This is a genomic window from Gordonia sp. LMA484 (assembly GCF_058129505.1).
The window spans coordinates 4,329,026-4,341,889 of the sequence record NZ_CM176700.1 but is presented as its reverse complement, the minus strand read 5'-3'; the positions used below and the strand labels follow the sequence as shown (position 1 = coordinate 4,341,889).

Sequence of the window (12,864 nt, the reverse complement as noted above, 5' to 3'; positions counted from 1 at the left end):
TCAGTCGCATCGTGATCGCCTGCAGTGCGCCTTGTGAGAAGTATTACTACGTGAGTCTGAAGTCTGTAGATCGTGCGGACCCTCTTGCGGCAAGGGGCGACGAACGGATGCTGGCCCTTCACGCAAATCAAAAGGTGACACCCGTTACTGGGCTGTAGTAGGGTGACGCACGCAACATAGTTATCTAGGTCATCTACATAACCGTTCAGGCTTGGAACGGCGGATCAGGTGGCTTCGGCAGCTGACCGACGATGATCTCGTTGTTCACGTCGTCCTGCCGGGACCTGCGTGGTTCCCGAGGGCGATCACATGAGGAGAAGGCAAAATGGCAATATTCAAACCCGGCCGCGCGGCGATGGCGGCTGTCGGCGCGTCATGTCTGGTCTTGGGGATTGTGACCGGCTGTGGATCGAGCGACGACAGTGCATCGGACGCTGGTAGTAGCGCCGCCCTACCGTCGGATGCATTTCCGGGTCAGGCGGCGTCCGGAGAAGCTGTGAAGATCGGGCTGATCAACAACGAGGGCGGTGCGGCCATCTCGCAGCCCGAGAACCGCGAAGCTGCGGAAGCCGCGACGAAGTATGTGAACGAGAACTTCAAGGGAATCGCCGGTCGCCCCATCGAACTGGTCGAATGCAACGAGGCCGAGGAGCCGGTCTCCGCTCGCGACTGTGCGAACCAGATGGTGGAGAAGAAGGTCGCCGCTGTGATCGTGACCTCCTCCGGCTTCGGCAACCTCATGGCGCCGATCATCACCGGGGCGAAGATTCCGTATGTCACAGCGGTGACTGGTGGGGCAACCGAAGGCACGACCAACGGGGCATTCGTCTGGGCCGCGGGTCAGAACACCTCGCAGGCGCTCGCCAACTACGCCAAGGACAAGGGCATGAAATCGGTCGTCGCGTATGCGATCGACGTCCCGGCGTCGATCAACGCTCTCAAGTTGATCGGCGAACCCGCGTTCGAGGCGGCCGGAATCGACTTCAAGCTCGTTCCGATCCCCATGGGCACCCCCGATGCGACGCCGCAGGTGAGCGCCGGCCTGTCCTCGAATCCCGACGGTGCAATAGTGTTCGGTGAGTCGACAGTCTGTACTGCGGTGATCAAGTCGCTGGTCACTCTGGGCTCGAAGGCGGAGATCATGTCTCCGCAGTCGTGTGCCGCTCCCGAGGTCGTCTCAGGGGCCGGTGAAAGTGCGGTCGAGGGAATGAAGGTGGTCAGCAGCGCCGACACCTCGTCGGACGCGCCGGAGAGTGCGCTGTATCGCGCGATCATGGCCAAGTACGCGCCGGACACGGCGACGTCCGGGTACGCGGTGACCGGCTACCAGGGCGCGCTGGGTCTTTATCGTGCGGTTTCCGGCCTCACCGGTGATGTCACGGCGGCCACGATCACCGACGCCATCCGTTCCGCAAAGGACGTCGTTCTGCCGGCGGGCGATGGAATCACGTTCACCTGCGACGGCTCTGCGCTCGAGGGGCAACCGTCGGTCTGCAGCAACGAGATGATCATGCTCACGATGAAGAGCGGTCAGTTGGCGGAGCCGGTTACCGTGAGTGTGCTCCCGCAGAAGGGATCTGAGTAGAAGAGACCACTGAGCCTCGCGCACCGATCGCGGGGTAGAACCGCCTGACAGAAGCGCCCGGGCGGTGCTGGTGACGGTACGAACCGATCACTGTCACCGCCTCGGGCGTTTCTCGGATCCGCACTTCGGAACACGAATGCGTCGATTTCGACGCGACGATCCGCTCGGCAACCGCGCCTTCCCGTCTCGCCGCCGAGTACGCCGCCCCCAACGACACACACCCCAACATCAACGGTGAAAAGCGGCTCGCTCGCGGCGGCGGTGGTCGAAGCTCTGAACAGGTTGCACCTCTGAACAACTGAGCGGGACAGACCACCAGGCACCGTGGGACGACTGTCCGTGTGTGCGCCTCGACTGCGGCGCGTCGCGTAGCAAGAGTGATCGAAATAATCTGTCGCACAGCGACACCCAGGCTGCGCAGGCAAGCGGTCGAGTGGTCACGAGCACCCTCCATTCCCTGCACGACGGTGGACACGGCGTCGGATGTACCCCCGCGAGCAGCCGATCGGCCCTCGTCTCGCCGGCCATGCCCGACGCGACGGGTCGAGCCGCTTGCAGTCCAATCAGATTTCCGGATCGGTCGGGCCGTCCCGGTGTGTCACCGGGACCGGCTGCCGATTGCGGCCTCGCAACTGCCGTACGGACCATTCCGAGTGCGCAGATTCGCTTGTGATGACGGCAATTCCGCCGCCTGCTCACTCGCGACGGCCTGCCCTCCGTCCTGCGCCGCGACGCGACCGATACGTCCGATAAGTGCAGAGTCGCAGCTCCACCGGAAGATCAGGGAGGTTGGTCCCGGTCATCGGGACTCTCGACTGAAGGCCCGGACGTGTGGTTGTCGATGTGCAGGCGTTGCTGTTGCGCCATGCCCGCGGGGCTCAGTCATGCCGAATCCTCCGACATACGTTGCCAACCGCGGGATTTGGGGTCTCAACCAGCGGGATAGAGGGTGACCGGTCTGCTGTCGCCTCCTAATCTGACGTGAGACTTGCCGGCAATGACCCGCCAAGCTGCACCCTCACGTTCCACCGGGACGAAAGTCGAAGACGGAGAACAGATGTCCACGAATCGCTATTTGCACCTGAACCTGGTCGGCAACGAGATCAATCACCACCAGGGTGCACCTGCGTACGAACGCGATCACGGCGGCGGACCAAACCGGCGCAACGCCTACCTCCCGATCCTGGAGATGGGCAGGCTCGCCGAGGAAGGTCTCTGCACAGCGATGTTCCTCGGTGACATCGCAGGCACTGCCGGGTCACCCGCGCCCGACCACGGACCGCCCGAACCCATCACAGCGTTCGCAGCGCTCGCCTGCCAGACCCGTTACCTCGGTCTCATCGCGACGGCTTCGACATCGTTCTATGACCCGTACAACCTCGCCCGGCTACTCGGTTCGCTCGATCAGATCTCCAACGGCCGCGCCGGCTTCAATGCTGTCACCAGCGTCAGTGAGGAGTGGGCGCTGAACTACAGCAAGGAGAGTCATCCGGATCGCAAGACGCGCTACCAGATCGCCGACGAGTTCCTCGACGTGGTGACCGGCCTGTGGGAGAACCGTGAGCTCCGGTTCGACCCCGATGGCATCAGGCGGTTCTATGCCGATCCGATCAACCACCAGGGCAAGAACTATCAGGTCCTCGGGCCGCTCAATGTGGCTCCCAGCCCGCAGGGCCGACCGCTGATCGCCCAGGCCGGAGGTTCCGGTCCGGGTATCAAGGTCGCGGCCAAGCATGCCGAGATGGTGTTCACGAATGCGAACACCCGCGAGCAGGCGAGCACCTACCGGGCACAGCTCGACCAGGCATTGGTCGAGGCAGGCCGGGCAAAGGGGAGCGTCCCGGCGATACCCGGCCTGATTCCCTATCTCGGCCGGACGCTCGCCGAGGCCGAGGAGAGACAACACGAACTCGACGAGCACGTCGACTACGAACTGTATGCCCCGTTCGCGCTGGTTCAATTCGGTCTGGAGTACACGTTCGACAGCATCGACGACCCGTTCCCGCTGGATCAGCTGCCGAGGCCAGAAGATGTCCAGGACACGATCAAGAGCACCTTCGGGAACTACGTCGGGCTCCATACCTGGATCACCGAACATCCTGGAGCCACTGTGCGTGATGTGACGGCTCACTCGCTCGCCCGCGGCGGTGCCCAGCACCGTAAGTTCGTCGGTTCCTACGACGACTTTGTCGACGACCTGGTCACTTGGCACGACGACGGCAATGTCGGCGGATTCAACTTGATGTTCCCGACGGGCGTCATCGCGATCCGTGAGTTCGTCGACGAGGTGGTCCCGCGCCTGATTGATCGCGGGATCTATCGCGGATCGCCCGACACGCGCCCTCTCCGTGAACGTTTCGCCGGATGACTGCCTGTCCGGTCACAGTTACAGCCGCTCGGCAGGAGGAAATGAGCAGATGACCATCCCTGAGCAGGACCCCGGTCCGCAGCCGCAGGAGTACGACCCGGATTGGGTGCGGGCGAAGTACGCTTATGAGCGCGCCAAGCGGCTGCGCACGGACGCGATCGGACAGTTCATCGAGGTGACTGCCGAGTTCTCGCATTACGCGGATGACCCGTACACGTCGATGGTCGAACGGCCGCCGGTCACCGATGAGGTTGAGGTCCTCGTCATCGGCGCCGGCCTGGGAAGCCTTATCGCTGCAGTCCGTTTGCGTGAGGCAGGTTTCGAGGACATCCGCATTGTCGACAAAGCCGGTGACGTTGGTGGCACCTGGTACTGGAACCGCTACCCGGGTGCTCAGTGCGACATCGAGTCGTACATCTACATGCCCATGCTCGAAGAGCTCGACTACATTCCCGAGCGGCGTTATGCCTTCGGCCCGGAGATCCGCGCGCACTGCGTGCGGATCGCGCAACGGTACGACCTCTATCGGAAGTCCCTGTTGCAGACAGCTGTCACGGAGATGGTCTGGGATGACGACGTCCGGAAGTGGGCGGTGACGACGGATCGTGACGACCGGATCACCGCGACCATCGTGTTGGTGTCACCCGGACCGCTGAGCCGACCCAAGTTGCCTGGCATTCCGGGTATCAACTCCTTCGAGGGCCATACCTTTCACACCAGCCGATGGGACTACTCCTACACCGGTGGCGATGAGACGGGCGGCCTGGAGGGTCTCCGCGACAAACGGGTCGGGATCGTCGGCACCGGAGCCACGGCGCTGCAATGTATTCCACACCTCGGCGCGTCTGCGGGCAGGCTGTACGTCTTCCAGCGGACCCCTGCGGCGGTCGACGTCAGGGGCGACCGTCCGACCGACTACGACTGGGCCGCCGGTCTACAGCCGGGATGGCAACGCGAGCGAATGGAGAACTTCACCCAGGTGACCGGCGGTATGGGTGCTGAGGAGGACATCGTCGGGGATGGTTGGACCCAGGTTGCTCTCGAGCTCACCGGACCTGCGGTGATGAAGGAGATGGAACGACGCGGCACCGCGATGTCGATGGAGGAGATCGCCGAGTTCCTCTTCGAGGAGGACTTCAAGTCGATGGAGCGGGTGCGTCGCCGCATCGAGTCCATCGTCGCGGACCCGGTGACGGCCGACCGGTTGTTGCCCTGGTACAAGCGGCAATGCAAACGACTCAGCTTCCATGATGCCTATCTGCAGACGTTCAACCGCGACAATGTCGAGCTGGTGGACACCGATGGCCGGGGGCTCACGCGGCTGACCCGTGACGGCGTCGTGGTAGACGATGTCGAGTACAAGGTCGACGCGCTGATCTTCGCCACCGGTTTCGAGGTCGCGACGAGTTACACGCGACGGGCCGGCTTCGACATCACCGGACGAGGCGGCCTGCGTCTCAGCGACAAGTGGGCCAAGGGGCCGCGCACGTTCCACGGCCTTCAGTCCCACGGATTCCCGAATTGTTTCTTCCTCGGATATACGCAGACCGGTATCGCACCCAACTATGTGCACACGGCGGAGGAGAGGGCCCGGCACGTCGCGTACATCCTCGCGGAGTGGGCGAGGCGCGGCGGCGAGGTGGTCGAGGCCGACCAGGAGGCCGAATACGACTGGGTCCAGACGATGGCCGAGAGCACGGTGATGGGCAAGCAGTTCTTCGCGGACTGCACACCCAGCTATCTGGACTCGGAGGGAGACACCGAGAATCCGGACAGCCTGCTGTCGGCCGGTTACGGAGGTGGCCCGGTGGCCTTCTTCGACCTTCTTGAGAAGTGGCGTGCGGCAAGAACATTGGAAGGCGTCACCATCGCCTGAACGCAGACTCCGGGCCCGAGCGTGGCCCGGTCCAGATGGCGTCGTCGCCGACGCTTCCATGAAAGGAACCTGTTTCAGATGAAATCCCCACGCGGCCTGCGGGCCGCATCTGTCATCGCCGCGACCCTTGCGGTCGCAGCTGCCGCCACTGTGGCGGGCTGTTCGAGCGATGACGCAACAGACAACGGCAACGACGCGTCAACAGTGCAGGCCCCGTCGGGGTCGTTTCCCGGCAAGGCGGCAAGTGGCACTCCGGTCAAGATCGGTTTGATCAATCCTGAGGGCGGACCGGCGATCTCGCAGCCCGAGACCCGTGAAGCCGCGGAGGCCGCGATGAAGTATGCCAATGAGAATTTGGCAGGCATCGGCGGACGGCCTATCGACCTCGTCATCTGCAAGAACCACGAGGATCCCGCGGCGGCCCGCACCTGTGCGAATGAGATGGTCGAACAAAAGGTTTCGGCTGTGGTCGTCACCGCGACCGCGATGAGTACCGTGATGGCGCCGATCATCACCGGATCGGGTATCCCTTACACCTCGGCCGTGGGGAGCGGACCGGAGAACACCGCGGACAACGCGTTCATGTGGTCTGGGGCGTCACTCGCGTATTCATACATGGCGCAGTACGCGGCCGACCAGGATCTGAAGAACGTGACGGCCTACACGATCGACGTCCCGGCCGGGCTCGCCGGCCTGCAGCGGGTGGCCCAACCGGCGTTCGCTGCCAAGGGCATCGGCTTCAAGATCGTGCGGATACCACCGGGGACACCAGAGGTCAGCCCGCAGGTGAGTGCAGGCCTCGAAGGCGGTACAGATGGAGCAATCGTCATCGGCGACACCACTTTGTGCACCTCCATCTTCAAATCGCTCGGAACACTCGGCGCCGATGTCGTCACGATGACCCCGCAGTCCTGTGCGAATCCGATCGTGCAGAAGGCGGTCGGTGAGTCGATGAACGGAACGCGGGTGTTCAGCACTGCGGACACGGTATCCGACGATCCGGAGACGCAGCTCTACCTCGCCATCATGAAGAAGTACGCACCGAACACGGATCCCTACGGGTATGCCGTGACCGGCTATCAGAGCATGCTCGGCCTGGTGCGGGCCACGGAGTCGATCAACGGGGCGGACATATCGCCCTCGACGATGATCGACGCCATCAAGAGTGCTGAGAATGTTCCGCTTCCTGCCGGCCATGGCCTCACCTTCACGTGTGACGCGAGCGCGCAACCGATGCTGAAAGCGGTGTGCGGCAAGGGCGCGATCGTGCTGACCCTGGACACCAACGGCCTGGCCGATCCCCATGTGGTCGAGTAGGCCGCGGGGGGCCGGCGTCCGGCCAATTGTGGGGGAGCGCTGAGGCGACCGTGATGACGGACCGGTCAGAGTGCCTGCACGGCAGGACCCCTGACCGGTCCGTCATCATGCTCGCGAGCGGTCTGTCAGTATCCCCGGCCCCCACGGATCAGCTTGTCCGATATCGCACGCGCCGCTCGCAAGATGATCGGTGCGAGCGGTTCGACGGGACTGTCTCGACGGGTAGCGATCGAGATGGCGCCGACCGGGCCATCAGCATTTCGGACAGCGGCGCCTACGCAGGCAAGGCTGGGAAAGCACTCGCCGCGCTCGATCGCGAGACCGTTTCGGCCACGGATGCGTGCGAGTTCATGATGGAGGTCGACGAGATCGACCATCCCGCAATCATCACGGTCGCCGGGGACCATGGTGCAGTACTGGTTGTCCACGTACTCCGGTGAGAGGTTCGCGAGTATCGCCTTGCCTGCCGCCGTGCGGTGTGCCGGGGCTCGGCCGCCCAACTCTGAGGGAGCCCGATGGCCGGCCCTCACGCCAAACATGTCGAGATAACAGATCTCCGGGCCGGCCAGCGTGGAGAGGTGGACCGAGGTTCCGGTCCGCAGCGCCAGGGCTTGCAGTACATCAGCGGCAGCGCAACGGAGTTCGTGCTGCACCAACTCTCTGCCCCCCAGCGTCAGCGCGAGACTGCCCAGGCTGTAGTACGTTTTCGCGTGGATGAGCCACCGACACCGGACGAGCTGATCGAGTATCCGGTGTGCGGTCGAGCGCGGTAGACCGGTGTGCCGGGTCACCTCGTCGAGTGTGAGTCGGGCGAGCGGTTGATCGAACGCTTCCATGATCAGAGTCATCCGCTCGACCATGGACAGCGGCAGGGTGTTCTGCGTGGTGATCGCGGAGTCGTTAGACAGCAGAGTTGTCATGATGCACCGTCCAAGGTGAGGTCCGGCCCAGGATTTCTGGGCGATTTGTGTTTTGCAGGGGAGAGGGGTCGGTCCGGTCACGCCGACTGTCGGGCGCGAACCACTGCGGTGTAGTCGATGATGGGGACCTGGTGGCGAGTCGCGAACTCTTGCGCCTCGCTGTGATTCATGAGGCCGGTCAGATCGTGTTCGATCCCGACGACGGTTGCGAAGACTGCGGCCATCGCCCCGCTCGACTCGGCCAGAGCAAGTGCGAGGGCCGCGAGATCGTGAGGTCGCGGGACGGATGCGACGCGCACCGGGACCACGTGGCCGGGTCGGGTGAAATCACCTGGGGCGGCTTCACGGTTGCCCAGGACGTTGATCGTGTGCGTGCGGTCGGCAGCCGAGATCCCGGTGCCGACACCGACTGCGGCGTCCACACCGACGCATTGTTGTGCCGACATACGGTCACCGGTCGGTGACACCGGAGGGAGTTGCAGTCGATCGCACGTCTCGTCACTGAGCGCGACCTGCAGGTATCCGGATGTGTGTCGGACGAGGAAGGAAGTCTGCGCCGTCGTCAGCTGATCAGCAACGCATACCAGGTCGTACCGGGTTGACCCGGACACGTCGTCACACAGCATGACCATCTCTCCGTTCCGCAGAGACGTAACCGCGGTCTCGGTGATCGGAGAGCGTGCGGAGCGCCACGTCGGTTCGCGGAAGCGTGCTCCGACGTCTATGAGCGATGCGGTGCTCATCGGTTCAATCCGACGCCGGCAGTGGGGAGCCGGCTTTGATGCTCAATGGTGTTCCGTCAACCGCCAGCACGCCGTCACCCGGCTTGGTGCACAACAACTCGACGGCGCCGTTCTCGGTGCAGTATCGCTTGCCCAACGCGGTTGCACCGCCCGATCGAGGTGACCCTCCGGCGGACTGCGGTGGTGTGCGGACCATTGGAGAACCGCCGCAGGTCACATCGAGATCATCTGCTTCCCAGCGGATCACGACGACCGATGTCGTGTCGACTGTGCTGAAGAGTGCTGTTCCGGCCTTGGGTTTCATCGAGTGCCTCTCTCAAATGTGTGTGACTAGAAGGACAGCCTTTGTCCGATGATGTTGTCGTGCTCCAGTTGTTCGATCTCCGATTCGGAAAGGCCCAGGCGGGTCAACACCTCCGCATTGTGTTCGCCCAGCAGCGGGGCAGGGCGAACCGCGAGCTGGGAGGCACGCGACGAGAACTGCAGCGGCAGCGTGCTGTGCGAGGCCGTGCCGTTGACCGGGTGATGGACCTGAGCGAAGAATCCACGCGCCTGCAGCTGCGGCAACTCGGCCTGCCGGTGTGGTTGCATCACCTTGGCCACCGGCACAGCGGCCTCCCACAGCAGGTCGACGATGTCATCGCTGGATCTTTCCCGGCACCACCGCGACAGATGCTCGTCGATGAGGTCATGGTGGTGTCGTCGCCCCTGCGCGGTGCGCAATCCGGTATCGGCGGCCCATTCCGGGGAGCCGATGGCGGTTCGCAATGCGGCCCATTGTTCGTCGGTCTCGACCGCGATCGCAACCCAGCAGTCGTCACGCCCGAACTCGTCGAGTCCGGCTGCCTGATAGAGGTTCTGCGGGGCTGCCGACGGTCCTCGGTTGCCGTCGCGGGTCAGCAGGTTTCCGTAGGCGGAGTGCTCGATGACCTGCTCGGCGGTCACGTTCAGTGCAGCGTCGATCATGCTGGCCTCGACCAATGTCCCCTCGCCGGTCTGGTCGCGATGCGCCAGCGCCAGCAGCAATCCGTTGAGCGCATGTATGCCGGCGTTCGGATCCCCGATGGAATATGGCTCGACCGGATTCTGATCGGGATGTCCGGTGAGCCACGTCAGGCCGGAGGCATCTTCGATGACGTACGCGAACGCCGCCTTGTCGCGCCAGGGTCCGTCGAGACCGAAGCCCGGCATGCGCACCATGATGATGTCTGGTCGAAGCGCACGGACGGCGTCGTAATCCATGTCGATCTGGTCCACGACTCGTGGGGTGAAGTTCTCGACCAGCACATCACAGGTCTTCACCAGCTCCCGGAGCAGTTCCTGTCCGCGTTCGGTCTGGATGTTGAGTGTCACGCTCTTCTTGTTGGTGTTGAGTCCGGAGAAGATCGGCGACTTCTCCCACCAGAGGTCATCACTCACGGGGACGCCGGCGATCATCCGTGTCCCATCGGGTCGCGACGTCGACTCCAGGTGGATCACCTCGGCGCCGAGCATGCCCAGCACGTGGGTGCACGAGGGGCCTGCCCAGAACGCGGTCATGTCGAGGACCCGCATACCCTCGAACGGCAGCCCGTTCTGCGAGTCGCGCACCGGATCGCTCCTGTGTGGTGGTGCTGTCACTCGTTGTCGATGCACGTCGGTGTGTTCACCGAGCGCCGGTGCGGGCTCGGGCGCTGTCAGCGAGAAGGCGCTCATCCGGTAGGGGTGTGTGGGTTGGGTGAACCCACGCGCGGGATTCTTGATGAAGGAACCGCGTGCAGCGTAGTGTGGCACGTCCATGAAAGTCTCACCATTTCCCAATGGCGAATTGGGAATTCGGAACGCGGTTGCCGCTTCGCAGACCTCGTCGACGGTACGGGCCCGGATCCACGCGTAGATCTCGGGCGCCAGTTCGGCGGCGCGCTGAGTGATGGCGAGTGGTACGTCGTCGTCGATCCACTCCGGGTGCCCGACGAGGACACACAGGTCGGACCATTGCTGCGCTGTCGCGCACCCGAGTGCCACCATGCCGTCTGACGCCTGCGAGACACCCGGGACGAAGATCGAACGCTCGGACCGGAACGGGCGATCACGCATCTCGAGGAAGGTGACAGGGTGGTAGGTGAGTCCCTGGATCTGGGTCTCGAGCATCGACAGGTCGATGAGCTCGCCGTGGCCGGACCCGGTTCGGCGCAGTGCGGCCAGAGTGCCGGCGGCGGCGTACGCGCCGGCAAACCACTCACCGATACGTCCGCCGATGGACACCGGCGCGCGATCCGGCGCGCCCCGGCCCAGACCGATGATGCCACCCGACCACGCCTGCAACGTGAACTCCGTCGCGGCGCGCCCGCTCCATGGTCCGTCGAGTCCGAAAGGTGTTATGGCAGTGACAATCAGATGAGGATGTGCGTCGTGAATCGCCTGCGGGACGAACTCCGAGAGGCCGGCGTAGACCGAGTCCTGCGACCACACCACGGCATCGGCGGAGGACAGCAGCCTGCGTAACATGTCGAGATCCGCGGGGCTGCCCGGATCGACGACGACACTGCGTTTCGAGCATGCCAGGTAGTGGAACAAGGCGCCGTCGGTCGGCGCGGCGGTCGCGGCACCCGACACCGACCATCGGCGCAGAGGATCGCCCTCTGGTGGTTCGACTTTCACGACCTCGGCACCGCCGTCGGCGAAAATCTTCGTGGCGTAGGCGCCGGCGATCCCGGCGGAGAGATCGACGATGACGTGGTCTCTGAGTGGAGATCGATTGGTGGACATCTGGTCTGGCCTTCCGGGTGTGGTTCGTCGTGACAGAGCGGTTCGCGCAGATCACCGCTCGCGTCGCCGACCCGACTTGCTGAGCCTGAAGTCGGGTGGGAACTGGTCGTCGTTGTCCTTGACTGCGTTGTTGATCCCACCGGACACGGTCTCCTCATCCAGGACCAGGTCATGCGAGTCCGGATGTGCATAGCTGCCGAGAGATTCGAACAATCCGGTGAGCATGCTGCCCATGTATTCACCCTGGGACTGCTTCATCATCTCGAAGAACATCTTCTGCATGAACACGGTGTCGGTGGGGCGGGTGCGAGCGCAGGCGAGGGCGTACTTCGCGGTCTCGGTTTCGAGCTGATCCCGCGGGACGACGCGGTTGGCGAAGTTGCAGTCGTACATCTCTTGCGCGGTGAACGGACGGCCGGTGAAGACCATCTCCTGGAACCGGCGGATGCCCATGGTCTGCGCCCAGGTCCACATGCGGGGCCCGAAACCGATATAGCGGAACGCCGGGTGCCCGAACAGTGTGTCGTCGGAGGAGATCAGCAGATCGGCGTCGGCGGCCTGATAGAAGTGCCACCCGTAGCAGTAGCCCTTGGCCTCCACGATGCTGATCTTCTTGAACTCCTGCAGGCTCCTGCAGCCGGCGGCCGAGTTGGCGTACCACTGCGTGATCGTGGCCCCGTGGCGGAAAGAGCCACGCGGGGGGAAATTGATCGCCGACTCGTCGTCGACCTTCAGTTCGCGCATGCGGGCCGCCGACGTCGGGTCCGCGTCCATCTCCATGGCCTCCGGGATGTCTGCTCCCGATCCGAGATTGGAGCCCACGCCCCGGATCACGACCACCTTCACGTCGTCATCGATGTTCGAACGGTGCAGGAGGTCCGCGTAGCGCAGGCGGGCGTCGGCGGTCGGCGCATTGAGATGGTCTGGTCGGTTGAAGGTGATCGTCGCGATCTTGGTGGACGGATCCTTGTCGTACTGAATGATTTCTTCAGCCGATGGACGGTCATTCCGGATTATCGATGCTTCGGTCATGCTGAACCCCTGTCGGTCGGACATCAATGTGAAGTACGCATCCACATTCTTCGTCTAATAGAGAAGATCTTTCCCAGGCTCGGATTTACCGTTTGAATACAGATGTTGCGCTTGCACACATTGGGGCGACGGGAATCCGGGACCGCAGGCGAGTCCTCGGACCCGCTGTGAAGGCGATGGACCCGGTGCCACCTTCGCACCCACGTGTGCAAGTGAACCGCATCACAGATGCGAAGTCAATCAATCGGTTGATTTATTTGGGAACCCGCAGGGGG

9 protein-coding genes are annotated in these 12,864 nt (G+C 63.6%); 4 read left to right on the top strand and 5 right to left on the bottom strand.

Annotation, left to right across the window (positions count from 1 at the left end; all coding sequences use genetic code 11):
• The first annotated feature begins 496 nt into the window (after nt 1-496).
• The 4 genes from AC4AMJ_RS19210 (at nt 497) to AC4AMJ_RS19195 (ending at nt 7,146) form a co-directional block, all read left to right on the top strand.
• The gene (locus AC4AMJ_RS19210) at nt 497-1,585 is read left to right on the top strand and encodes an ABC transporter substrate-binding protein (RefSeq protein ID WP_489913977.1); all 1,089 of its coding nucleotides are present in this window, start codon (nt 497-499) and stop codon (nt 1,583-1,585) included.
• A gap of 1,057 nt (nt 1,586-2,642) precedes the next feature.
• On the top strand, nt 2,643-3,953 hold the full coding sequence (locus AC4AMJ_RS19205; protein ID WP_489913975.1) for an NtaA/DmoA family FMN-dependent monooxygenase: 1,311 nt from the start codon (nt 2,643-2,645) through the stop codon (nt 3,951-3,953).
• A gap of 49 nt (nt 3,954-4,002) precedes the next feature.
• On the top strand, nt 4,003-5,829 hold the full coding sequence (locus AC4AMJ_RS19200) for a flavin-containing monooxygenase (protein WP_489913973.1): 1,827 nt from the start codon (nt 4,003-4,005) through the stop codon (nt 5,827-5,829).
• Nucleotides 5,830-5,907: 78 nt separating this feature from the next.
• A complete protein-coding gene (locus AC4AMJ_RS19195) occupies nt 5,908-7,146 on the top strand; it encodes an ABC transporter substrate-binding protein (protein WP_489913971.1) in 1,239 nt (412 codons plus the stop codon).
• Between the two features lie 125 nt (nt 7,147-7,271).
• On the opposite strand, the gene AC4AMJ_RS19190 is transcribed toward AC4AMJ_RS19195, so the two are convergent.
• From AC4AMJ_RS19190 to AC4AMJ_RS19170, 5 genes are all read right to left on the bottom strand, one after another.
• Complete coding sequence (locus tag AC4AMJ_RS19190; RefSeq protein ID WP_489913969.1) at nt 7,272-8,066, bottom strand: IclR family transcriptional regulator; 795 nt, start codon at nt 8,064-8,066, stop codon at nt 7,272-7,274.
• Between the two features lie 77 nt (nt 8,067-8,143).
• Nucleotides 8,144-8,809, bottom strand: a complete 666-nt coding sequence (locus AC4AMJ_RS19185) for a 3,4-dihydroxy-2-butanone-4-phosphate synthase (RefSeq protein ID WP_489913967.1) — start codon at nt 8,807-8,809, stop codon at nt 8,144-8,146.
• Nucleotides 8,810-8,813: 4 nt separating this feature from the next.
• On the bottom strand, nt 8,814-9,113 hold the full coding sequence (locus tag AC4AMJ_RS19180) for a hypothetical protein (protein ID WP_489913965.1): 300 nt from the start codon (nt 9,111-9,113) through the stop codon (nt 8,814-8,816).
• Between the two features lie 26 nt (nt 9,114-9,139).
• Nucleotides 9,140-11,557, bottom strand: coding sequence for a CaiB/BaiF CoA transferase family protein (locus AC4AMJ_RS19175; RefSeq protein ID WP_489913963.1), 2,418 nt, complete (start codon nt 11,555-11,557; stop codon nt 9,140-9,142).
• 51 nt (nt 11,558-11,608) lie between these two features.
• Nucleotides 11,609-12,589, bottom strand: coding sequence for an enoyl-CoA hydratase/isomerase family protein (locus AC4AMJ_RS19170; RefSeq protein WP_489913961.1), 981 nt, complete (start codon nt 12,587-12,589; stop codon nt 11,609-11,611).
• Nucleotides 12,590-12,864: the final 275 nt, after the last annotated feature.

Coding starts and splice junctions, on each gene's coding strand:
- AC4AMJ_RS19205 (WP_489913975.1), top strand. CDS start 2,643: ATGTCCACGAATCGCTATTTGCACCTGAACCTGGTCGGCAACGAGATC.
- AC4AMJ_RS19200 (WP_489913973.1), top strand. CDS start 4,003: ATGACCATCCCTGAGCAGGACCCCGGTCCGCAGCCGCAGGAGTACGAC.
- AC4AMJ_RS19195 (WP_489913971.1), top strand. CDS start 5,908: ATGAAATCCCCACGCGGCCTGCGGGCCGCATCTGTCATCGCCGCGACC.
- AC4AMJ_RS19190 (WP_489913969.1), bottom strand. CDS start 8,066: ATGACAACTCTGCTGTCTAACGACTCCGCGATCACCACGCAGAACACC.
- AC4AMJ_RS19185 (WP_489913967.1), bottom strand. CDS start 8,809: ATGAGCACCGCATCGCTCATAGACGTCGGAGCACGCTTCCGCGAACCG.
- AC4AMJ_RS19180 (WP_489913965.1), bottom strand. CDS start 9,113: ATGAAACCCAAGGCCGGAACAGCACTCTTCAGCACAGTCGACACGACA.
- AC4AMJ_RS19175 (WP_489913963.1), bottom strand. CDS start 11,557: ATGTCCACCAATCGATCTCCACTCAGAGACCACGTCATCGTCGATCTC.
- AC4AMJ_RS19170 (WP_489913961.1), bottom strand. CDS start 12,589: ATGACCGAAGCATCGATAATCCGGAATGACCGTCCATCGGCTGAAGAA.